The organism is Catellatospora sp. IY07-71, from assembly GCF_018326265.1.
Taxonomy (GTDB): Bacteria; Actinomycetota; Actinomycetes; order Mycobacteriales; family Micromonosporaceae; genus Catellatospora.
This window is the reverse complement of record NZ_AP023360.1, coordinates 5,032,161-5,054,790: the sequence shown is the minus strand read 5'-3', so window position 1 is coordinate 5,054,790 and position 22,630 is coordinate 5,032,161. Positions and strand designations below refer to the sequence as shown.

At 70.6% G+C, this 22,630-nt stretch carries 16 protein-coding genes; 7 read left to right on the top strand and 9 right to left on the bottom strand.

The window, feature by feature from the left end; translation table 11 throughout:
* Positions 1-513: 513 nt before the first annotated feature.
* Positions 514-3,090, top strand: coding sequence for a rhamnogalacturonan lyase (locus tag CS0771_RS39490; protein ID WP_212842832.1), 2,577 nt, complete (start codon positions 514-516; stop codon positions 3,088-3,090).
* A 101-nt stretch (positions 3,091-3,191) separates the two neighbouring features.
* On the opposite strand, the gene CS0771_RS22455 is transcribed toward CS0771_RS39490, so the two are convergent.
* The 5 genes from CS0771_RS22455 to CS0771_RS22435 form a co-directional block, all read right to left on the bottom strand.
* Positions 3,192-4,655: an alpha-N-arabinofuranosidase gene (locus tag CS0771_RS22455; RefSeq protein WP_212842831.1), complete on the bottom strand. Its 1,464-nt coding sequence runs from the start codon at positions 4,653-4,655 to the stop codon at positions 3,192-3,194.
* 263 nt (positions 4,656-4,918) lie between these two features.
* Complete coding sequence (locus CS0771_RS22450) at positions 4,919-5,497, bottom strand: hypothetical protein (RefSeq protein WP_212842830.1); 579 nt, start codon at positions 5,495-5,497, stop codon at positions 4,919-4,921.
* Complete coding sequence (locus CS0771_RS22445; RefSeq protein ID WP_244870955.1) at positions 5,494-6,354, bottom strand: carbohydrate ABC transporter permease; 861 nt, start codon at positions 6,352-6,354, stop codon at positions 5,494-5,496. The genes CS0771_RS22450 and CS0771_RS22445 overlap by 4 nt, the downstream gene beginning before the upstream one ends.
* Entirely contained in the window at positions 6,351-7,301 is a 951-nt protein-coding gene (locus tag CS0771_RS22440) for a carbohydrate ABC transporter permease (protein ID WP_244870954.1), read from the bottom strand. Before CS0771_RS22440 ends, CS0771_RS22445 begins: the two co-directional genes overlap by 4 nt.
* A gap of 39 nt (positions 7,302-7,340) precedes the next feature.
* Entirely contained in the window at positions 7,341-8,630 is a 1,290-nt protein-coding gene (locus CS0771_RS22435; protein WP_212842829.1) for an ABC transporter substrate-binding protein, read from the bottom strand.
* Positions 8,631-8,874: 244 nt separating this feature from the next.
* Here CS0771_RS22435 and CS0771_RS22430 point away from each other — a divergent pair, with 244 nt between their 5' ends.
* Positions 8,875-10,077: a peptidoglycan DD-metalloendopeptidase family protein gene (locus CS0771_RS22430; protein ID WP_212842828.1), complete on the top strand. Its 1,203-nt coding sequence runs from the start codon at positions 8,875-8,877 to the stop codon at positions 10,075-10,077.
* 89 nt (positions 10,078-10,166) lie between these two features.
* Positions 10,167-11,819: a hypothetical protein gene (locus CS0771_RS22425; protein WP_212842827.1), complete on the top strand. Its 1,653-nt coding sequence runs from the start codon at positions 10,167-10,169 to the stop codon at positions 11,817-11,819.
* 60 nt (positions 11,820-11,879) lie between these two features.
* Here the strand turns inward: CS0771_RS22425 and CS0771_RS22420 are convergent, their stop codons facing one another.
* Together CS0771_RS22420 and CS0771_RS22415 are read right to left on the bottom strand one after the other, a co-directional pair.
* Entirely contained in the window at positions 11,880-12,464 is a 585-nt protein-coding gene (locus tag CS0771_RS22420) for a hypothetical protein (RefSeq protein ID WP_212842826.1), read from the bottom strand.
* Positions 12,465-12,571: 107 nt separating this feature from the next.
* The gene (locus tag CS0771_RS22415; protein WP_212842825.1) at positions 12,572-13,141 is read right to left on the bottom strand and encodes a histidine phosphatase family protein; all 570 of its coding nucleotides are present in this window, start codon (positions 13,139-13,141) and stop codon (positions 12,572-12,574) included.
* Positions 13,142-13,302: 161 nt separating this feature from the next.
* Between CS0771_RS22415 and CS0771_RS22410 the strand changes: the two genes are divergently transcribed.
* The 4 genes from CS0771_RS22410 (at position 13,303) to CS0771_RS22395 (ending at position 20,532) form a co-directional block, all read left to right on the top strand.
* The gene (locus CS0771_RS22410) at positions 13,303-16,734 is read left to right on the top strand and encodes a ThuA domain-containing protein (RefSeq protein WP_244870953.1); all 3,432 of its coding nucleotides are present in this window, start codon (positions 13,303-13,305) and stop codon (positions 16,732-16,734) included.
* A 103-nt stretch (positions 16,735-16,837) separates the two neighbouring features.
* The gene (locus CS0771_RS22405) at positions 16,838-18,058 is read left to right on the top strand and encodes a low temperature requirement protein A (RefSeq protein WP_212842824.1); all 1,221 of its coding nucleotides are present in this window, start codon (positions 16,838-16,840) and stop codon (positions 18,056-18,058) included.
* Positions 18,059-18,114: 56 nt separating this feature from the next.
* Positions 18,115-19,020, top strand: coding sequence for a phosphotransferase family protein (locus CS0771_RS22400; RefSeq protein WP_212842823.1), 906 nt, complete (start codon positions 18,115-18,117; stop codon positions 19,018-19,020).
* A 114-nt stretch (positions 19,021-19,134) separates the two neighbouring features.
* A complete protein-coding gene (locus CS0771_RS22395) occupies positions 19,135-20,532 on the top strand; it encodes an alkaline phosphatase PhoX (protein ID WP_244870952.1) in 1,398 nt (465 codons plus the stop codon).
* Positions 20,533-20,634: 102 nt separating this feature from the next.
* On the opposite strand, the gene CS0771_RS22390 is transcribed toward CS0771_RS22395, so the two are convergent.
* Positions 20,635-21,381 (bottom strand): response regulator transcription factor, encoded by a 747-nt coding sequence (locus tag CS0771_RS22390; protein WP_244870951.1) that lies wholly within the window; start codon positions 21,379-21,381, stop codon positions 20,635-20,637.
* Between the two features lie 340 nt (positions 21,382-21,721).
* On the bottom strand, positions 21,722-22,600 hold the full coding sequence (locus CS0771_RS22385; RefSeq protein ID WP_212842822.1) for a hypothetical protein: 879 nt from the start codon (positions 22,598-22,600) through the stop codon (positions 21,722-21,724).
* Between the last annotated feature and the right edge of the window lie 30 nt (positions 22,601-22,630).

Sequence of the window (22,630 nt, the reverse complement as noted above, 5' to 3'; positions counted from 1 at the left end):
GACAGCCGTGCTGGCGCACGAGAAGCCACGGATGATCCCCCGTATGGCCCACCCCTCTAAGATCATTCGGAGCGGGAGGCTAGTCCAGAAGGTCGACGTCCGCCGTCCCTGAAATGGCCTCACGACCGGCGGCGAGACCGAACCGATCCGAAGTTTCCGATCCCACGGAGCCATCAAGCAGGAGCAATCACCCCGGGTAACCGCATGAGAAAGCGCATAGCATGCCCGAACGCCGATGAAGTGAGGTGAACCACACTCCGGCATAGATCAGCGCAGCCGCCCGCTTCACTTCGCCGGCGTGCGCTGGTCGCCTGAACCGACTCGGTCGCCCGCTGCGACAGCCACCCGTCGGGAGGTCAGTTGCGCCAGCCTCTGGTCAGGCACACCGAGCGCTTGACATCAATCTGACGCGCATCGATAGTTGTAACGTTTCAGATTTCTGAAAGCGCTTTCCGCAGTCGTCGCATCCCTACTCCGACGGCATCGGTGGCCCCTTCGACGAGGAGATCACGCATGAGTCCTCGGACCCGAACCCGCCGCGTCCCGCGCGCGATCGCCGCCGCCTGCGCGGTGGCACTCATCCTCACCGGACCCGCCGCGTCAGCAGGCGAACGGGAGCACCCGCACAGCATCCCCGCCGTCCAGCTCGAACGCCTCGATCGCGGCCTGGTCGCCGCGGCCACCGCCGACGGGACGTTCCTGAGCTGGCGACTGCGCGGACACGAGGTCACCGGCCGCACCGGCACCGGCCTGGCCAGCCCGGCCTTCCACGTCTACCGCGACGGGCAGCGCATCGCGACGGTCACCGACAGCACCAACCACCTCGACCGGGACGGCACGCCCGGCTCGGCGTACCGCGTCGCCGCCGTCGTGGGCGACGCCGAGGTCGACCTCAGCGACGAGGTCACGCCCTGGTCCGGCAACCACCACGACGTGCCGCTGCGGAAACCGGCCGACGGCGTCACCCCGAGCGGCGAGGCGTACACCTACTCGGTCAACGACGTGAGCGTCGGCGACGTGGACGGCGACGGGCAGTACGAGTACGTCGTCAAGTGGGACCCGTCGAACTCCAAGGACGTCTCCCAGGTCGGCTACACCGGCCCCGTCTACATCGACACCTACCGGCTCGACGGCACCCTGCTGCACCGGATCGACCTCGGCGTCAACGTCCGCGCCGGCGCCCACTACGTGCAGTTCCTGGTCTACGACTTCGACGGCGACGGCCGGTCGGAGATGATGTTCAAGACCGCACCGGGCACGAAGATCATCCGTTACCGCCCGGACGGCGGCGTCGCCTCCGAGCGCTACATCACGATGCCCCGGCGGGACCGGGCGGCCGGGCACACCCACCAGGACGACTACCGGCTCAGCGCGGCCGGCTACTACGAGCACGTGGTCGACATGTTCCTCGGCTGGCACCAGCACCCCGAGGTGCTCGCGGGCCGGTGGCCGGCCACGCTGGAGGACGCGTTCGGCATCCCCCGCGCCTACCCCTATCCGCTGTCCGACGCGGACGCGCGGGCGCTGGCCGACCACTTCGTCGACGTGTACGCCCCCAGCCGCAGCACCCGCAACAACCTGCGCGCCTTCCAGGGCTTCATCGTCGACGGGCCGGAGTACCTGACCGTCTTCGAGGGCGCCACCGGCCGCGAGCTGGAGACGATCCCCTACAAGCCGGGCCGGACCGACGACGGGCTGCGCTGGGGCGACTACGCGATGGCGCGCATCGAGCCCGGCAACCGCGTCGACCGGTTCCTCGCCACGGTGGCGTACCTGGACGGCAGGCGCCCCTCCGCCGTGTTCGCCCGCGGCTACTACACCCGCACCACGCTGGTCGCCTACCACTGGAACGGCAAGCGGCTGACCGAGGACTGGTTCGTCGACAGCGGCTGGGTGCCGATGAGCAACCCGTTCAACGACTCCCCGCACGGCCGCGACGGCACCGATCCCGAGTACGCCACGCTGACCACGCAGGGCGCACACTCGCTCAGCGTCGCGGACGTGGACGCCGACGGCAGGCAGGAGATCCTCTACGGCGGGGCCACGCTCGACGACGACGGCAGCCTGCTCTACAGCTCGTTCGCGCCGCTGCCGCCGGGCAGCGCCGATCCGGGCGCGGTGGTGCGCGTGGGCCACGGCGACGCGCTGCACGTGACCGACATCGACCCGGACCGGCCCGGGCTCGAGATCTACATGGTGCACGAGGGCGGCACGTTCGCCCCGTACGGGCACGCGCTGCGCGACGCCCGTACCGGCGAAGTGATCTTCGGTGACTACACCGGCCGGGACACCGGACGGGGCATGGTCGGCGACGTCGCGCCCGAGGTGCGGGGCCTGGAGGTGTGGCCCGCCATGCCGCCCAATGCGGCCGACCTGGGCATCGGCCTCTTCTCAGCCGACGGCGACCTGCTGGCGCCCACCACGCCCGGCACGAACATGAGCGTCCGGTGGGCGGCCGACATGACCACCCAGATCGTGAACGGCACGGCGACCACCGTGCTGCAGACGCCGACGGTCGACGACTGGCGGCGCGGGCGGCTGCTCACCGCCGAGGGCACCCTGGCCAACAACGGTACGAAGGGCAACCCCGCGCTGGTCGCGGACGTCTTCGGGGACTGGCGGGAGGAGCTGCTGCTGCGTACGGCGGACAGCACGGCGCTGCGGATCCACCTGAGCACCGAGGTGACCGACCGCAAGATGTTCACGCTGATGCACGACCCGCAGTACCGGGCCGACATCGCCAGGCAGCAGACGTCCTACAACCAGCCGGCGTACCCGGGCTTCCACCTCGCCTCGGACGTCGACTGGGCGAAGGTGCCGGTGCCGGACCACTGGGCCCCGGGCAGTGTGGGCGTGCTGCGCGACGCGCTGGACGGGCACGCGCACAGCGGGGACATACACGCACGTGACGCGCTCCGGCTGACCGCGCTGCTGGTCCAGGCCGACGGGCACGTGCGGCGCGGCCACGCGGACGCGGCAGCCGGTGCGCTGCGGCGCTTCGTGCATCAGCTGGACGGGCCGGGCGTCTCAGCGGCCGCCCACGCGGCACTGGCCTACCAGGCCGGCTCGATCATCCGCATGCTGACCTGATCAACGGCGCCAAGATCGGTGTCTCGTGTCAGAAAGTGCGGCTGGACCGCAGGTTCTGACACGAGACGCCGATCATCGGTGGCGTGGAGGTCTGCGAGCCGCTAGCCGACACGCAGGGTGACGATGCTGCGCGCGGGGACGGTCAGGCGCAGCCGCGATCCCTCGATCTGGTAAGCCTCGAAGTCGGCGGGACGTACCGTGTCGGGCGCGTCGAAGGTGTTGTGGCTGGTGGCGCTCGCCGCGGACAGGATCTGGGCCCGGTGCACGGTGCCGACCCGCCCCGGAAGCTCGACGTCGGCCTTGAGGTCGGCCTCGAGGCCGGTGTTGGTCACCGTGATGGCGTACGCGTCGTCGCGCCACGACACCGTGTAGTCGCCGTGCGTCCCGATCCGGCCCGGCGTGTCGCCCGGGGAGGGGCGGGCGTCGACGAACCAGGCGTCGTGGTGGTCGGTGTAGAGGTCGAACGCCCAGTAGGTCGGTGTCCTGACCAGGCGCGGGCCGTCGGTGAGCAGCATCGCCTGCAGGACGTTCACCATCTGCGCGATGTTCGTCATCCGCACCCGGTCGGCGTGCCGGTGGAACATGTTGAAGTTCAGCGCGGCGACCACGGCGTCGCGGATGGTGTTCTGCTGTTCGAGGAAGCCGGGGTTGGTCCCCGGGGCCGGGTCGTACCAGGTCCCCCACTCGTCGACGATCAGCCCGACCCGCTTGTCCGGGTCGTGCCGGTCCATGATCGCCGAGTGGCGTTCGAGCAGGGTCGCCATCTTCCGGGTACGCCTGATCGTCTCGTACCACTCGTCGTCGCCGAAGTCCGTGGCTGAACCTTTGGCGTCCCAGTTGCCACTGGGGAGCGTGTAGTAGTGCAGGCTGAGCCCGTCCATGAACCGGGCGGCCGTGGACATCAGCACCTCGGTCCACTCGTAGTCGTCGTCGTTCGGGCCGCACGCGATCTTGTAGATCGGCAGCTCGCCGTACCGGCGGACGTAGGTCTGATACTGCCGGTAGTGGTTGGCGTAGTGCAGCGGCGTCATGTGCCCGCCGCAGCCCCAGCTCTCGTTGCCGACGCCGAAGAACGGCAGCCGCCACGGCTGCTCGCGCCCGTGCCGCTTGCGCAGGTCGGCCATCGGCGAGGTGCCGTCGAGCGTGATGTACTCGACCCAGTCCCGCATCTCGGCGACGGTGCCGCTGCCCACGTTGCCGGAGATGTACGCCTCCGCGTCGAGCTGGTGCAGCAGCTCGAAGTACTCGTGGGTGCCGAAGGCGTTGGTCTCCACGACCCCGCCCCAGTGCGTGTTGATCGAGGTGGCCCGCTCGGCCGCCGGCCCGATGCCGCGCTGCCAGTGATACTCGTCGGCGAAGCAGCCGCCCGGCCACCGGACCAGCGGCACCTTGATCGCGCGCAGCGCCGCCACCACGTCGGACCGGATGCCATGGCGGTTGGCGATCGGCGAGTCCTCGCCGACCCAGAGTCCCTCGTAGACGCACCGGCCCAGGTGTTCGGCGAACTGGCCGTAGATCCGCCGGTCGATGCGGTGCGTCCGGGCGCCCTCCGTAATGGTGATCATGGTGACTCCTCTGGCGGGGACAGTCGGACGAAGGCGAAGCCATCGGGCCGCAAGACGATCTCGCCGACATCGGTGTGGGCGAGCAGATCGGTGCCTCGGACGGTGATCGTAACGGGATCGGCGCCGTGGTTGATGAGCGTGACCTGCTCACCCCGCCGGGCCGCCTCGACGCACAACGGCAACGTCGGCCGGCCACTGCTCCGGGTTGTGGTCGGCGCCGGAGAGCACGCCGCCCAGCGCCCGGCGCCGGTCACGCTGCTCGCTCACGACATCCGGCCACGGGCGCGGCGCCGCACGGCGACGGCGGCGAACGCCAGCACACCCAGGGAAGGCACCAGCAGCAGCGGGGACTGCCAGGTCAGCACGGCGGTGAGCACCACCGCGACGAGAAGGTGCAGCGCCGCGCCCAGGTCGGCGTCGAGCTGGTCGCGCAGCCCGCGGACCGCGGCGAGCCAGCCGCCGTCGCGGGTCCACTCCCCCGCCGCCATCACCACCGCGGTCGCGACGATGCCCAGGACGAGCCAGCCGGCGGCCGCCAGCACGGTGCCGGCCGGGGTCGGGTCGGCGCTCGCCAGCCCGATCGCGAACATCGCCGCGGCGGCACCGGCCAGTGCCGCCAGCGCGACCGCCGCCCCGCCCGCCGCGGCCGCCCGCGCGTCACGCCAGAGCGCGGCAAGGGGCGATCCCTCGTCGTCGACGTACCGGCGCAGGTGCCCGATCCCGGCGGCCAGCGCGGCCGGCGCCGTCAGCACCGGCAGGGCGAGCAGCGCGACGGCGACGCCGGTCAGCAGCACCTCCCCGAGCAGCGCGAATCCACCGCCGTACGCCATCCGCGCCCTCATCCCTTCAGCCCCTGTGTAGCGACGCCCCGGATCAGCAGCCGCTGGAAGATCAGGAAGAAGAGCAGCACCGGGATCAGGGACAGCAGCGAGGCGGCGACGGTGGCGCCGTAGTCGGAGGTGCTCGTCGCGTCGTTGTACAGGCGCAGCGCGACCGGCAGGGTGTAGTTCTCCGGCGAGGTGAGGTAGATCAGCGGGCCGAGGAAGTCGTTCCAGGTCCAGATGAAGCTGAAGATCCCGCCGGTGACCAGGGCCGGACGCAGCAGCGGCAGGATGATCGACCGGAAGATGCGTGGATGCCCGGCGCCGTCTATGCGGGCCGCCTCGTCCAGCTCCCGCGGGATGCCTCGGATGAACTGCACCATGAGGAACACGAAGAACGCCTCCGTGCCGAGGTACTTGCCGATCAGCAGCGGGACGTAGGTGTCCAGCAGGTCGAGCCGGTTGAAGATGATGTACTGCGGGATGATGATCACGTGAAACGGCAGCAGCAGCGTGCCGATCATCGCCGCGAAGAACAGCCCTGAGCCCTTGAACGGGACCCGCGCGAAGGCGTACGCGGCCAGCGCGCTGGAGCCCAGCGTGCCGACGACCGCGAGCGACGCCACGAGCAGCGAGTTGATGGCGTAGCGCCACAACGGGATGCCCGCGATGCCTTCCCACACCCGGACGTAGTTGTCCAGGGTCGGCTCCCACGGCAGCAGCCCGCTGTTGCGGCCGAACTCGCTCGACGGCTTGAAGGTGGCCGACAGCAGCCAGACGAGCGGGTAGAGCACGACGGCGGCGAGCAGGAGCAGCGCCAGGTACCACACGATGGTGCTCGCCAGGCCGCGCCGCCGGGTGTGCTCGATCGTGGTCACCGTTGGTCTCCCGCGTAGTACACCCACGAGCGGGCGCTCCGGAACATGATCGCTGCGATGATCGCGACGGCGACGAGGACGATCCAGGCGATCGCCGCCGCGTAGCCCATCTGCATGTCGGCGAAGCCGCGCTTGTACATGTAGAGCGTGATGAAGTTGAGCTGCCCGCCGGGGGCGCCCGAGCCGTTGGAGATGATGAACGCCGACCCGAACACCTGGAAGGCGTGGATGGTCTCCAGCAGCAGGTTGAAGAAGATGACCGGCGACAGCATCGGCACGGTCACCTTCCAGAACCTGTGCACCGGCCCGGCGCCGTCCACCTGCGCCGCCTCGTAGAGCTCGGTGGGGACCTGCTTGAGGCCCGCCAGGAAGATGACCATCGGGGCCCCGAACTGCCATACCACCAGAATGATCATCATGGGTATGGCCAGGTCGACGTCCCCGACCCAGCCACCCAGGTCGAACCCCAGCGACTTCAGCGAGGTGTCCACCGGACCGTCACCGGCGAACATCGCCCGCCACACGATCGCCACCGAGACGCTGGCCCCGATGAGGCTCGGCGTGTAGAACGCCGACCGGAAGAACCCCGAACCGCGCGTGATCGAGTTGAGCAGCAGCGCGACCGCCAGCGCCGCGGCGAGCTTGACCGGCGTGCCGATGAGCACGTATTCCAGGGTCACCTTCGCCGAGCGCAGGAAGATCGGATCGTCGGTGAACATCCGCGTGAAGTTCGCGAACCCGACCCATTCCGGCGGGGTGAAGATGTCGTAGCGGGTGAACGCCAGATACAGCGAGACGGCCATCGGGCCGACAGTGAGGCCGAAGAACCCCACCAGCCACGGGGCCAGGAAGCCGTACCCGGCCATGGTCTCCCGCCGTCCGGCCGCACGGCGGTCTGCCGTGCGGCCGGGGCCGCGCGCCACCGGCGTCCCCACAGGAGTTGCCACTTGATCTCCACTCGGTCAGGTCCGGCGGCGTGCGCGTGCCTACTTCTTGAGGATCGTGTCCATCTCGCTGAAGAACTGGTCCACCGCCTGCTCGACGGTCACCGTGCCCAGGCCCAGCTCCTCGCCCAACTGCCGGAACTTCTCCTCGATCGAGCCGTAGCCGACGACGGGAACGGGCGGCGCCTGGCCCAGCCGGTCCTTGATCGAGGTCTCGTAGTCGAGGATCTTCTGCGACAGCGGGTCGAGCTTCACCCCGGCCAGGTGCGTCGCGGACGCCGGCAGGCCCCTGTTGGTGCCGAACACGGCACCCGCCTCCTGGCTGTTGACCAGGAAGTCCACCAGCAGCGCGGACGCCTCCGGGTGGTCGGTGTTGGCCGCGATGGCGTGCAGCATCGACGGTTTGAGGTACAGGTCCTTCGCGCCGGCCTTCGTCACCGGCGGGGCGGTCAGCGCCAGGCCGCTCGCATCGACACCCAGGTCACCGGCATAGCCTGCGCCGAAGTTGTCCCAGGTCAGCTCGCTGGTCGTCAGGCCCGCACCGAAGCCGGACTTGGGCGCGACCTCCAGCAGCCGCTTGGTCGGGATCGTCGCGCCGGTGGCCCGCAGCTGCGCGCCCCGGTTCCAGAACGCGGCGAGGTCCTCCTTGGTGAACTGCGGCGCGCCCGCGTCGTCGAACAGGCCCTTGCCGTCGGCCCGCAGGGTGATCTCGAAGTTCTGGATGCGGCCGGTCGGGTCGGTGCCGCCCCAGACCTTGCCACCGCCGCCCTTGGCCACCGAGCCCATCCACGCCGTGTACTCGTCCCACGACGTGCCGCCCGCGTACGCGGCCACGCCCGACTTGCCGACCAGGGCGGTGTTGGTGAACATCGCCCAGGCGTTGGTGCCGATCGGCAGCGCCGTCGTCACGCCGTTCACGACGCCGATGCCCAGCGTGGACTCGGTGAACCCGTCGGTCTTGAGCTGCTCGCCGAAGTAGGGCTTGAGATCGAGCAGCAGCTTGTTCTGCGAGTACTGGCGCAGGTAGGCGTAGTCGAACTGCATCACGTCCGGCAGGTCCCGGCCCGCCGCCTCGATCTGGCGCTTCTCCCAGAACTCCGGGAAGGGCAGGAACGTCGAGTTGACGGTGATGTTCGGGTACTTCTCGTTGAACTTCGCGATCGCGTTCTTGTAGAAGCCCGCGCGCGTGTCGTTGCCCCAGAACGCCAGGTCGAGGGTGACCGGTGCGTTCGGATCGAAGTCGGCGCGGGGCCCCTCGGGGTCCCCGCCGCAGCCGGTGAGCAGGAGCGCCGCGCACGCGACGGCAGCCATCGCGGTCTTGAATCGTTTCATTAAGAGTGTCCCCTCTGGACGCGCGGCCACCGAGGCAGCCGCCGAGCCGAACCGCTGGCACTCCGCTCGGAAAGCGCTTGCTGGCCCACACTAATGAACACCTATGTGTTACGCAAGGGTCTCCATTCACGATATGAATCGTTTCAGGCTTTGCCGTAGCTCCAGCTAGGACGCGTGGGTCCGTCAGCTCTTGTAACGATCCCCCGCTTTCGTGGGGGTCCCGGCCCCCAGCGGATGGAGCATCATGAGACGACTACGGCTGCTACTGGTTTCGGTCATGCTCGCCGCGCTGACCGTCACCGGACCACCGGCACCCGCGGCCGCGGCAGGTCCCGGGCAGTACAGCGCACCGAGCTGGTACCCGCTGCGCGGAACCACGGTGGTCGGCTGCTCCTGGAGCAACGGATGCAGCAGCGGCTACCACGGCTACGCGGCGCTCGACCTGGCCCGCAACCCGTCCGGCTCGGTGGCCGGCGATCAGATCTACGCGGCGGGCGCGGGCCTGGCCACCGTCTACTCCAACGGGTCGAGCTGCGGCGGCTCCGGCACCGTGGCCAAGGCCGTGCAGGTCGACCACGGCAACAACGTCAAGAGCTTCTACTACCACCTGGGCGGCTTCGCCATCTCCGGGCCGACCTGGGTGGACGAGAACACCGTCCTCGGCTACGTCGGCAACACCGGCTGGGTCGAGCCGTGCTCCTTCAACCACCTGCACTTCGAGGTACGCCACAACGGCACCCGGGTCAGTCCTGGGCAGCTGAAGGCGTGCCACGGCAACCAGATGGTCACCTACCCGGCCGCCTTCGCCGGCAGCCCCGCAGACTGGAACAACGTCCCCCGGTGGAGCTCGATCCGCAACGACGGCACCGGATGCGCCGCCGGGCCGCCGCCCCCGGGGCCGGTCTCCGCAGGCATCGACGCGCTCGTCCACGGCAACCGGGTCAACCTGCGCTGGGGCTCGGCCTCCGGCGCGACGGAGTACCGCGTCTACCGCGACGGCGTCCAGGTGTCGGCGACTGGCAACACGAGCTTCCTCGACATCCAGGTCTCGGCAGGGCAGGCCTACACCTACACCGTCGTGGCGCGCAACGGATCCGGGGCGTCACAGCCGGTCACCCGCTACGTGCAGACGACGGCCGAGGCGGCCGACCGGGCGTTCCTGTCGACGAAGGACGGGCCTGCCATGTGCGGGCGGGCCGGTGACGAGACTACGAAACTGCTCGTCTGCAACGTGCGCAAGGCCACGGGCTGGACCACTCGCCGGCCACCGACTGGGGCTACGCGACCGACCGGTCCTGGCTGGTCAACGCCGACGGCACGGTCTCCTACTGCCGCCGGGTCAACAACGGCAACCAGGCGACGTGCGACCGTTTCGACGGCACCACCTGGACCTCCTCTACTTCACCGCAGACCGACCTCGGCTACCACGAGAACCGGGCATACCTGAGCACCAAGGACGGGCCCGCGATCTGCGGACGCGCCGGTGACCAGACGGCCCAGACGCTCGTCTGCACCGTGTGGAAGGCGTCCGGATGGGTGACGGCCACTTCGGCGGCCGGGGACTGGGGGTACGCCGCGGACCGGGCGTGGCTGACCAACGCCGACGGCACCGTCTCCTACTGCCGCCGCGTCAACAACGGCGACCAGGCCAGGTGCGACCGCTTCGACGGCACCGGCTGGACCTCGTCCACGTCGCCGCAGACCGACCTCGGCTACCCGGACAACCGGGCCTACCTGAGCACCAAGGACGGCCCGGCGGTGTGCGGCAGGGCCGGCGATCAGGCGGCGCAGTTCCTGACGTGCACCATCTGGAAGAGCACCGGATGGGTGACGGCGTCATCGCCGCCCGACGACTGGGGGTACGCCGCGGACCGGGCGTGGCTGACCAACGCCGACGGCACCGTGTCCTACTGCCGCCGCGTCGGTCAGGGCCACCAGGGCCTGTGCGACCGGTTCGACGGCACGAGGTGGGACTCCCCGCTGTCGGGCAACATCGACCTCGGCTACGCCGAGAACCGCGCCTACCTGAGCACCAAGGACGGACCCGCGATCTGCGGCCGGGCAGGCGACCAGAACTGGCAGACCCTCGTCTGCAACATCCGTACCGCCGGCGGCTGGATCTCGTCGACCTCGCCGCGCACGGACTGGGGCTACAGCACCGACCGGGCCTGGCTCGCCAACGCCGACGGCACCGTCTCCTACTGCCGCCGGGTCAACAACGGCAACCAGGCGACGTGTGATCGCTTCGACGGCGCCACTTGGACCTCGTCCACCTCGCCGCAGACCGACCTCGGCTACCCCGAGAACCGGGCGTACCTGAGCACCAAGGACGGACCCGCCATCTGCGCCCGCGCCGGTGACCAGAACTGGCAGACGCTCGTCTGCAACATCCGCACCGCCGGCGGCTGGATCTCGTCATCCTCGCCGCGTACCGACTGGGGTTACAGCACCGACCGAGTATGGCTCGCCAACGCCGACGGCACCGTCTCCTACTGCCGCCGCGTCGGCCTCGGCGACCAGGTCCTCTGCGACCGCTTCGACGGCACCGCCTGGACCTCGTCCACGTCGCCACGCACCGACCTCGGTTACGCCGAGAACCGGGCATACCTCAGCACCAAGGACGGCCCGGCGGTCTGTGGACGGGCAGGTGACCAGACGGCACAGTTCCTGGTGTGCAACGTGAAGAAGGCGACGGGCTGGACCACCGCCGCCTCCGCGCCCAGCGACTGGGGGTACAGCACCGATCGGGTCTGGCTCACCAACGCCGACGGCACCGTCTCCTACTGCCGCCGCGTCGGCGCCGGGGACCAGGTCCTCTGCGACCGGTTCGACGGCACCGGCTGGACCTCGACCATGTCGCCGCGGTTCGATCTAGGGTACGCCGAGAACCGCGCCTACCTGCCCACCAAGGACGGCCCGGCGGTCTGCGGCCGGGCCGGTGACCAGGCGTCGCAGTTCCTGGTGTGCAACGTCGGCAAAGCCGGCGGATGGGTGTCGGTGAACTCCCCACCCGACGACTGGGGCATCAGCACCGACCGGGCCTGGCTGGTCAACGCGGACGGCACGACCTCCTACTGCCGCCGGGTGGGCCAGGGCAGCCAGGCGCTCTGCGACCGGTTCGACGGCGTGAAGTGGGACTCGCCCGTCTCCGCCAGCCGTGACTACGGGTATCCCGACACGTTCTGGTGACCGGCGCCCGGTCCCGGGAGCCGGTCATCCGGCCTGCTCCCGGGACCGGGCGTGCTGCGATCAGCTCGGGCGCAGGGCGGCGAAGACCTCGGGCCAGTTCGCCGGCAGATTGTCGAAGACGAAGCGCTGGTATGCCGTCATGAAGTGCGTGCCTGCTCGGCTGACCTCGGCATCGGGCGAGCTGGTGGCCGCGATGCACTGATCGAGACAGTCCCATTCGTCGCGCTCCGGCTCGGGCACGCCGATCGTGACGAGCGCGGCCTGGACGGATTCGTCGGCGAAGAACTCGTCGTCCCACGCAGTGGCCGCACCCATCAGATACATGAGCTGCGTGCTGGGCGTCAGCCGCTGCGCCGCGAGCGTCTCGCTGTCGTAGGTCCGGTCCTCGTCCTCGCCCACGATGCCGGACAGCTCGACCGACGAGTCGACCAGTTCGCGCCAGTACGCGACATCGTGTGCGCCGTCCGTCTGCAGCATGTGCTCGCTCGCGAACCGCGCCATACGCGCCGGATCGTCGATCAGCGGCGAGACCGCAGTGTCCATGCTGAAGTCGAAGCCGAAGAACCACCTGCGCCCGTCGACCACCATGGACTCGATGCCCCCGACGCGACCCTCGCGGTCCACGATCGGCGTGTCGTCTTCCATAGAGCGCGAGTCTAGGCGCCCGTCGAGGAACCCGGCCGGCGGGCACCGTCAACGCTCAAGGCGCGCATGCCCGGTGGATCATCACGGCGCCGGCAGCACCGCCACCGTCACGGCATGTTCCACCCCAGCACGACCGGCAGCCCGTGCTCATGGCCCAGCACGTTGATCGTCCCCGGATGCGGATGCCCGAACTGCCGTGCCGCCGGTGCGCCGAGCCCGAGCCAGCGCGCGGTGAGGATGCGGGTCAGGTGGCCGTGGGCGACCGCGGCCACGTCACCTCCGCGCACGAGCGGCCGCACCCGGCCGAGGAAGGCGTCGACCCGCGCGGTGACGTGCCCGAGGTCCTCTCCTGCGTCGACGCCGTCACGCCACAGATTCCAGCCGGGCCTGAGCTCCTGGATCTCTTCAGCGGTCAGCCCCTCGTAGCGGCCGTAGTCCCATTCGATCAGGCCGTTGTCGGGCTCCGCCGCGCTCAGCCCCGCCAGCTCGGCGGTCCGCACGGCGCGAGCCAACGGGCTGCTGAAGACGGCGGCGAACTCCCGTCCGGCCAGCCGGGGTGCGAGTGCCCGCGCCGCGTCCTCTCCCGCCTCGGTCAGCGGCAGATCGGTGCGGCCAGCGTGCCGGCCGGTCCGGCTCCACGCCGTCTCGCCGTGCCTGATCAGTAGCAATTCGCCCATGGCCGAGGAATATCCCATACCGAACACGGCCCGCCGTCCCGACCGTCCAGCAAGGCGACGAACGCCGTTGACGCATCGGCCGACGCCGATTTACGATGTGGCCCTTCGGCGAACAGCACGCGTTTTCCCTGCCCGCTTGTCCCCTGCCCGGGAGCGCCCGCATGAGCCGCCGCCGAAGCATCCTGCCCACCCTCGTCACCCTCGCCGCCCTGGTGCTGTCCGCATCGGTCGCCGCGCCCGCCTCCGCCGCACCCCGGTTCCGGGTGCTGGTCTTCTCCAAGGTCACGAACTTCTACCACGACTCGATCCCCGCCGGGGTGGCCGCCGTGCAGCAGCTCGGCGCCGCGCACAACTTCGAGGTCGAGGCCACCACCGACGCCGCCGCGTTCACCGACACCAACCTGGCCCGGTTCGACGTCCTGGTCTTCAACAACACGAACTCCACACCCGCCTCGGGCGCCCTGCTCAACGCCTCGCAGCGGCTCGCCCTGCAGAACTTCATCCGAGGCGGCGGAGGCTGGGCCGGGCTGCACGCCGCCTCGGCCAGTGAACGCGACTGGACCTGGTACGACGGGCTGGTCGGCACGATCTTCGACTACCACCCGGACTTCACCGCGACCGGCGGGGTGTTCCCGGGGCGGATCAAGGTGCTCGACCGCGCCCACCCGTCCACCCGCAACCTGCCTGAACTGTGGGAACACAGCGAGGAGTGGTACAACTGGAAGACCAACCCGACCGGCCGGGTGCACACCCTCGCGCAGATCAAGGTCCGCGACGGCATCTCCGGCCTGGACGAGGGCGTCGACCACGCCTACTCGTGGTGCCAGAACTACGACGGCGGCCGGTCCTGGTTCACCGCCGGCGGTCACAGCAGCTCGGCGTTCGGCAACGCGCTGTTCCTGGACCACCTGCGCTGGGGCATCGAGTGGGCGGCGGGCGCGGTCGCCGGTGACTGCAGCGCCACCCAGAACGGGCAGTTCCAGCGCGTCCCGCTGGTCAGCGAGGACCTGGCCGACCCGTTCGAGCTGGCCGTGGCGCCCGACCGGCGCGTGTTCTACATCCAGCGCACCGGTGCCGTGAAGGTCATCGACCAGGCCACGCTGGCGGTCACCACGCTGATCGACTTCGCGTACACGCCCACCCAGACCAGCCAGTCCGACGGGCTGCTCGGGCTGACCCTGGACAACAACTTCGCCACCAACAACTGGCTCTACCTGCTGTGGTCGGACAAGACCCTGAACCAGCTGAACCTGTCCCGGTTCACCGTCAGCGGCAACGCGATCGCGCTCAGCTCGGAGAAGCGCCTGCTGACCATCCCGACGCTGCGCGGGGAGGCCCGCGCCAACTCGCACATGGGCGGCTCCATCGCCATGGGCAGGGACGGCAACCTCTACGCCGCGATCGGCGACAACACCGACCCGTTCGAGTCCGGCGGCTACACCCCGATCGACGAGCGGGCCGGGCGGCGCGCGTTCGACGCCCAGGGCACCTCCGGCAACACCAACGACCTGCGCGGCAAGATCCTGCGCATCCGCCCGCAGGCCGACGGCACCTACACCGTCCCGGCGGGCAACCTGTTCGCGCCGGGCACGGCCAAGACCAGGCCCGAGGTGTACGCGATGGGCTTCCGCAACCCGTTCCGGATCACCGTCGACCCGCTGTCCAACGCCGTGCTGGTCGCCGACTACGGCCCCGACGCGACGGCGGCCAACGCCAACCGGGGTCCGGAGGGCACGGTCGAGTTCAACCGGCTCACCAGCGCCGGCAACTACGGCTGGCCGTACTGCATCGGCAACAACATCCCCTTCAACGACTACGACTTCGCCACCAGCACCTCGGGGCCGAAGTTCAACTGCGCCGCCCCGGTCAACAACTCCCCCAACAACACCGGCCTGACCAACCTGCCCGCCGCCCGCAGCGCGCTGGTCTGGTACGCCTACTCCGCCTCGGCCCAGTTCCCCGAGGTCGGCACCGGGGGCGGCGGCCCCATGGGCGGCCCGGTCTACGACTACGACCCCGCCAACCCGCGCATCTCGAAGTTCCCCGAGTACTTCGAGGGCAAGTGGATCGTCTACGAGCTGACCCGAGGGTGGTGGAAGACGCTGTCCATCCACCAGACCGGGCAGACGTTCAGCGACCCGCGCTTCGGCCCGACCACGCCGGGCGCGCTGCAGTCGATCAACGGCATCTTCGCGGGCATGACCTGGATCCAGCCGTTCGAGGCCGAGTTCGGGCCCGACGGGTCGCTGTACGTCATCGACTTCGGGGCCGGGTCCGGCAGCGGGCGCGGCGGCTCCAACGAGGGCGCGGGCATCTACCGCATCGACTACGTGGCCAACGGCGTGCCGCCGACCGCGAAGATCACCGCGAGCCGCGACAACGGCCCCGCACCGCTGGCCGTGACCTTCTCCAGCGCCGGCTCGGTCGGGGCGAGCAGCTACGCGTGGGACTTCGACGGCAACGGCACCGTCGACTCCACCGCCGCCAACCCGTCGTACACGTACACCACCAAGGGCCGGTTCAGCGCCAGGCTGACCGTCACCGGGGCGGCCGGGCTGACCGCGGTCGCCAGCACCGAGATCACCGTCGGCAACACCCGCCCGACGGTCACCATCAACGTGCCGCAGGGCGGGTTCTTCGAGTTCGGCGACCGCATCCCGTACACGGTCACCGTCACCGACCCCGAGGACACGACCATCGACTGCAACCGGGTCGTGGTGCAGACGCTGCTCGGGCACGACTCGCACGCCCACCCGCTGGACAACTACGTCGGCTGCTCCGGCACGCTGGTCACCGAGTCCGGCGGCGGAGACGGGCACGGCCCCGGCACCAACCTGTTCACCCTGATCAGCGCGCAGTACACCGACGCGGGCGCGACCGGCGCCCCGGCGCTGGTCGGCTCGCTGCAGGTCGAGCTGCAGACCCGCAGCATGGAGGCCGAGCACTTCGACGCCTCGTCCGGGGTGACCGTGTTCGACCGGGCGACCGCACAGGCGGGCAGGCGGCTCGGCGACCTCGACAACGGGGACTGGATCAACATCGGGCCGGTCAACCTGCAGAACATCAGCGGCGTCGTGGTCGGCGCCAGCTCCGGTGGCACCGGCGGCACCATCGAGTTCCGCAACGGCTCCCCCACCGGCCCCCTGCTGGGCACGGCGACCATCCCGGTCACCGGCAGCTACGACTCCGTGGTGTCGCCGACCGTCGCGCTGACCAACCCGGGCGGCACCTTCACCCTGTATCTGAAGTTCGTGAAGTCCGGGCAGACCGGCGACCCCGACATCATGGCCCTGGACTGGCTGCGCTTCAACGGCCGCGGCGTCAAGTCCGAGTCCGGCGCGACGCTGACGACCAGCGCCACGCCGACCACCGGCACCGGCCCGCTGACCGTCAACTTCACCAGCACGTCCACCGCCCCGCCGGGGCGCACCATCGTGGACCGCGAATGGCGTTTCGGCGACAACACCGCCACCGTCCACGCCGCCACGGCCAGCCACGTGTACACCCGCAAGGGCGTCTACACCGCGTGGCTGACCCTGACCGACAGCGCCGGGGCCACCCAGTCCAGCAGCGTCATCATCACCGTCAACTAGCCCGCCCGTCACGTGACGGCTGATCCGATGTGGTGAGTAACGACTTGTCCGGCGCACCGCGTACACATAGCGTCGGCGAGCAGCCGTCACCACGAGGAGCCACGTGACCCACCCACCGCTCGCCCCAGCCGCCCCAGCCGTACCCGCTGACCCCTCGCCCGCCCCGGGCGCCCACGAGGAGCAGCGGGTCGCCTGGGCGGAGCTGTTCTTCGACCTGATCTGGGTCTTCGCGATCACGCAGATCACCACGACCCTGGCCGGGGCGCACAGCGCGGGCGAGGCCGCCCGCACCGTGCTGCTGTTCCTGCCGCTGTGGTGGGGCTGGGTCGGCACGACCCTGGTGGCGAACCTGGCCGGCAGCCGGGTCGACCGGGCGTCCGGCCGGATGGTGCTGTTCGGCGCCGCCGGCTGCGGCCTGCTCGTGTCGGTGGCGATCGGGCAGGCGTACGGCGACCGCGCGGTCCTGTTCGCCGTCGCCTACACCGTGCTGCGGCTGGTGCTCTGGGCGGTGCGCGGCGCGCTGCCCGGCGTGTCCCGGCGGCTCGCGCTGGAGCCGTTCGCGGTCGCGCTGTTCGTCGGCGCCCCGCTGTACCTGGCCGGTGCCGTGCTCGGCGGCACGTGGCAGACCGCGCTGTGGGTGACCGCCGCGCTCATCGAGCTCAGCAGCCCGCGGCTGCTACGGCGGCGGCTGGCCGAGCTGCGGTTCGAGACCGCGCACCTGCCCGAGCGGTTCGGCCTGGTGCTGATCATCGCGCTGGGCGAGACCGTGGTGGCCACCGGCAACCAGGCGGCCGCGGGCCTGCTGGGGATGCCGGAGCTGGTCGCCCTGGCGCTCGCGTTCACGCTCATCGTGCTGCTGTGGTGGACCTACTTCCACTTCGGCGCGCCCGCGGTGCGGCACAGCCTGGAGCACACGCCCGCGCAGGCGCGCATCGTCACCGACGTGTTCAGCTACGCCCATCTCGGCTACGTGGTGGCGATCGTGCTCGTCGCGGTCGGGCTGAAGAAGCTGCTGGGCCACCCCTTCGACACCCCGCACAGCCTGCCCGAGCTGCTGCTGGCACCCGGCGTCGCGCTGTACCTGTGGGGCTTCTGCTACGCCCGCTGGCGTATGTTCGGCGCGGCGACCGTGCAGCGGGTGACCGCCGCGGCAGCCTGCTGCGCCGTGGCCGCCGCCGCTGCCCTGCTCCCGATCGCGGTCACGGCCGCGCTGCTGGTCGCCGTGCTGCTCGCGCTCAACGGGTTCGAGATCTGGATCGTGCGTACCGGCCGGCCCCTGCCGCTGCTGCGGCTGCCCCGGGGGCGCGCCGGCGGCGAAGCCTGAGACAGACGGCAGGATCTGCGCCTGTGGTGCTCGCGGCGAGCCGTTAACGTCGGGCCATGACCTACCACGACCGTACAGCCGAGGTCTGCGGCATCGTCGCCGAGCGGCTGCCCGGCTACCGGGTCGGCACTGTGGCGCTGCTCGGCGAGGGCGCGGACAACGTCGCGTACGAGGTCAACGGCGAGCTGATCGTAAGGTTCGCCAAGGAGCCGGAGCCCGGTGCCCGGATCAAGAGGGTGAACGACGAAGCCGGGCTGCTCGCCGTCGTCGCGGGCGTCTCCCCCGTGCCCGTGCCCACGCCTGCTTTCACGGTCGCCGAGCAGGGTTGCCTGGCGTACCACAAGCTGCCCGGGCTGCCGCTGATCGGGCTGCCGGTCGCGCGGCGCGCGGACGGCCGCACCGCGGTCGCCGCCGCGCTCGGGGAGTTCCTGGCCGCGCTGCACAGTGTGCCCGTCGACCGGGTCGCTCAGCTGGTGGGCGTCGACGATGAGCCGTTGCGGCGGTGGCTCGACGAGGCCGCCGAGCTCTACGCGGACCTCGCCTCGGTGGTGCCGTCGGCGCACCGTCCGGCCGTGGAGGCGTTCCTGGACGCGCCGCCGCCCGCCGACGGATCGCACATTCTCGTCTTCTCCCACAACGACCTGGGCATCGAGCATGTGCTCGTCGACGACTCCGGCTCGGAGGTGACCGGTGTCATCGACTGGAGCGATGCCGCGCTCTGCGATCCCGCCTACGACTTCGGGCTCCTGTACCGCGACCTCGGCCCCGACGCCCTCCACGCGGCCCTGCGCGGCTATCGGGCCGACGCCGTCGCGGCGCGGGCCCTGCGCGGCCGTGCCGCCTTCTACGCCAGGTGCAGCGTGCTGGAGGACATGGCGTACGGGATCGAGCAGGGCCGCCGCGAGTACCTCGACAAGAGCCTGGCCGCGCTGGCCTGGCTCTTCCCCGGCGCGGAGCCGTGAGGGTGTGCCGGCCCGGACGAGATCCACCTCGGCGTTGCATGTCACGGCTGATCGCCGGTCGTCCCGCAGACACAGGCTCGCCTCGCGGTGCCGGGAGAGCCCATACTTATCGACATGCCTGAATCGATGTCGGAAGGTCTGGACACGCCCCCGCTGTCGCGTCGCACCCTGCTGCGCGCGGGCGCCCTGGGCATCGCCGTGGCGGGCAGCGCCCAGGCGATCGCCGGGTCCGCGCACGCGCGCGCGGCCGGACCCGGCTACGGCCCGCTCGTGCCCGATCCCGCGGGCCTGCTCGCCCTGCCGGTTGGGTTCTCCTACCGGATCGTGGCCGAGTCCGGCAGGACCGTCCTGGCCTCGGGAGAACCCACCCCGAGCGACCCGGACGGTACCGCCTGCTTCCCCGCCCGGCACGGATTCACCCTGGTCAACAATCACGAGATCGACGGCGGCGAGCCCTTCGGCGTGCCGCAGGCCAAGGGGCTGACCTTCGATCCGGGCGCGCTGGGCGGCACCACGAACATCGACGTCGACCACCGGGGCCGCCGGCTGCGCGAGTACGTGAGCCTGGCCGGCACCCACAACAACTGCGCCGGGGGCGTCACGCCCTGGGGCACCTGGCTGACCTGCGAGGAGACCGAGCAGCGCGCCGAGGGCCCGTTCGCGCACGACCACGGCTGGGTCTTCGAGGTCGACCCGTTCGACGCCGCCGCCAACACCGATCCGGTGCCGCTCAAGTTCCTCGGCCGGTACGCCCACGAGGCCGTCGCCGTCGACCCCCGCACGGGCGCGATCTACCTGACCGAGGACGCCCGCACCCCGAACGGGCTCTACTTCCGCTGGCTGCCGCCGCAGGGCTACCGGGGCGGGCGGGGCGCGCTGCGCGGGCTGGCGCTGAGCAGGGGCGGCGACACCGCCGGACGCCTGCAGGCGCTGCGCGCGTGGCGCGACGGAGTGCCCGTCGGCGACCTGTCCGAGGCCGGCACACCCGGCACCGTCTTCACGGTGACCTGGGTGGACGTGCCGGACCGGCTGGCCGCCGACACCTCGGTGCGCAGGCAGTTCACCACCGGTCAGGTCACCGGCGCGCACAAGCTGGAGGGTCAGTGGTGGGGCGACGGCGGCGTCTACTTCGTCTCCAGCTACGCCCGCCTCGACGACGGCGCCGTCACCGAGCACGACGGCCAGGTCTGGTTCCACGACCCCCGGCGGCAGACCATCGAGCTCAAGACGCTCTTCGGGGTGAACCCGGATCCGAAGGCCGAGGGCGGCTACGACGGCCCGGACAACATCACCGTGTCGCCGTACGGGGGCATCATCCTCGCCGAGGACGGCGCGGGACTGTCGCATCTGGTCGGGGTGACCAGGCACGGCGGCACCTACCCGCTGGCTCGCAACGAGACCGGCGAGGGCGAGTTCGCCGGCCCGGTCTTCAGCCAGGACGGCCGCATCCTGTTCACGGGGATCCAGTCGCCGGGTCTGGTGTTCGCGATCACCGGACCCTGGCACCGCTGATCTCCGGCGTCCGCGAGTGCCGCCCGCCCCTGCGCCAAACCCCCGAATGACGCGCCCGCCGGCCGATGTCCGGCCGGCGGGCGCGACTTTCCGCGTATGAGGTCAGCCAGCCAGGTTGAGGTCCACCAGCAGCGCGTCGGCGAGGCTGGACGCGGCGTCGTCGGAGTGCTGCGGGCGCGAGGACGGCAGCACGAACTTGTAGCCGACCTGGCGCACGGTGCCGATCATCGCCTCGTACTCCGAGCCGAGCTTGGCGCGCAGGCGCCGCACGTGCACGTCGACGGTGCGGGTGCCGCCGAAGTAGTCGTAGCCCCACACCTCGCGCAGCAGCTGGTCGCGGGAGAACACGCGGCCCGGGTGCTGCGCCAGGAACTTCAGCAGCTCGAACTCCTTGTAGGTGAGATCGAGGTGACGTCCCTTGAGCTTCGCCGCGTAGGTGTCCGGATCGATGGTCAGCTCACCGCCGCGGATCAGGCCCCCGGCGGCCGCGGCCGCGGAGCTGAGCCGCCCGGTCGCCAGGCGCAGCCGGGCCTCGACCTCGGCCGGGCCCGCCCCGGCCAGGATCACGTCGTCCACGCCCCAGTCGGCGTTGACGGCGACCAGCCCGGCCTCGGTGACCACCGCGATCAGCGGCACGCCGATGCCGGTGGCGTGCAGCATCCGGCAGGTGGCGCGAGCCTCGGACAGCTCCGAGCGCGCGTCGATCAGGACGGCGTCCGGGGTGGGCGCCGACACCAGGGTGCGCACGTCGCGGGGTGCGGTGCGCACGGTGTGCGGGAGCAGGTCGATCGCGGGCAGGACGGCCGATGGTTCACCAGCACGTGCGTTCACCAGGAGCAGGATTTCCATGGCTCGCCTCCGTCGTTCGCGAATTGCTGCCGAGCGGATTCTCGCGTCACGCACCGGCGGAGCCGGTGTCGCTTGTTCGCAGTGCCGCTTCGGTCCCGGCGTCGCTGACGGGCGGTTAAGGCATGAGCATAGCCGAATGGCGGGCAAAGGCCAGTGATTGATTTCTTCGTCACTCTCGCCTTTGCCAGCGCATTCCCGGCTTATTTCCGGCATGTTTCCGCGTCACTCGTGAGCCTATCGGCGCTCTTCTCGATGCGGCAGACCGGCCACGGCCGAGCGCCTGCGCCTCAGCCTCTACACGGGACGGACGGCGGTGCGCACCGTCCGTCCCGGACCGTGGTCAGTAGACGCGGGCCAGCAGCACCTGCGCCGTCATGGGGCCCGGTGAGCTGTAATGGCGCACGGTCAGGTAGAACTCGCGCTCGGCGGCGCCGCCGGAGTTGATGCGCTGGACGTACCAGGTGCGCTCGACGCTGAAGTACGGGATGTCGTCGTCGGGGCGCAGGCTGACGGCGTACACGGCGGTGAGCGGGTTGGCGTTGTTCCAGTGCCAGGTCTTGGTCGAGGCGGGGGCCATCGAGCCGGTGGACCAGGTGTTGGACGCGGCGATCGCGTACACCCGCACCTCGGCCTGGCAGGCGATGGAGCCGACGTTGTCGGCGGCGATGCCGTGGCGGCGCTCGCCGTTGTTGTTGGTGATCTGCATGATCCGCCCGACCTCCCACTTGCACGGCGCAGCGGAGGTCGCACCGCTCGGGATCAGGGCGACCACCAGGGCCGTCGTCGAGGCGTCGCTGTCGTAGTAGTACCAGGTTCCGGCGCGCTGACCGGCGGGGGCCGACGCGGTCGGGCCGAGCTTGGCGGTCGGGCCGATCCAGCTCAGCAGAGCCGTCGCGGAGCAGGCGAGGTTGCCGACGTTGGTGACGGTGAACCAGTACTCCAGCTCGCTGACGCCGGAGTTGAGGCGCTGCTCGTACCACTCGCGGGTGACCTCGAACTCACAGGTCGAGGTGGGGGTGGCGCCCTGCGGGGAGAGGCCGACCCGGTAGGCGAGGCCCGCGTCGGCGTTGTTCCAATGCCAGGTCTTGCTCGCGCCCGGCGCCATGGTGCCGGTGCTGAAGGTGTATTGGCCTGCGGCGGCGTGCGCGGGGCTGCCGGGCAGGACGATCATGGCGGCCATCAGGCAGAGCCCGGCGAGGCCGCGAAGGAATCGAGACATGTGCCTTAGTAAACGGTAAACAAACCTAAC

Excerpts from the sequence above, each read along its gene's own strand:
- CS0771_RS39490 (WP_212842832.1), top strand. The coding sequence starts at position 514 with ATGAGTCCTCGGACCCGAACCCGCCGCGTCCCGCGCGCGATCGCCGCC.
- CS0771_RS22455 (WP_212842831.1), bottom strand. The coding sequence starts at position 4,655 with ATGATCACCATTACGGAGGGCGCCCGGACGCACCGCATCGACCGGCGG.
- CS0771_RS22450 (WP_212842830.1), bottom strand. The coding sequence starts at position 5,497 with ATGAGGGCGCGGATGGCGTACGGCGGTGGATTCGCGCTGCTCGGGGAG.
- CS0771_RS22435 (WP_212842829.1), bottom strand. The coding sequence starts at position 8,630 with ATGAAACGATTCAAGACCGCGATGGCTGCCGTCGCGTGCGCGGCGCTC.
- CS0771_RS22430 (WP_212842828.1), top strand. The coding sequence starts at position 8,875 with ATGAGACGACTACGGCTGCTACTGGTTTCGGTCATGCTCGCCGCGCTG.
- CS0771_RS22420 (WP_212842826.1), bottom strand. The coding sequence starts at position 12,464 with ATGGAAGACGACACGCCGATCGTGGACCGCGAGGGTCGCGTCGGGGGC.
- CS0771_RS22415 (WP_212842825.1), bottom strand. The coding sequence starts at position 13,141 with ATGGGCGAATTGCTACTGATCAGGCACGGCGAGACGGCGTGGAGCCGG.
- CS0771_RS22410 (WP_244870953.1), top strand. The coding sequence starts at position 13,303 with ATGAGCCGCCGCCGAAGCATCCTGCCCACCCTCGTCACCCTCGCCGCC.
- CS0771_RS22400 (WP_212842823.1), top strand. The coding sequence starts at position 18,115 with ATGACCTACCACGACCGTACAGCCGAGGTCTGCGGCATCGTCGCCGAG.
- CS0771_RS22395 (WP_244870952.1), top strand. The coding sequence starts at position 19,135 with ATGCCTGAATCGATGTCGGAAGGTCTGGACACGCCCCCGCTGTCGCGT.
- CS0771_RS22390 (WP_244870951.1), bottom strand. The coding sequence starts at position 21,381 with ATGGAAATCCTGCTCCTGGTGAACGCACGTGCTGGTGAACCATCGGCC.
- CS0771_RS22385 (WP_212842822.1), bottom strand. The coding sequence starts at position 22,600 with ATGTCTCGATTCCTTCGCGGCCTCGCCGGGCTCTGCCTGATGGCCGCC.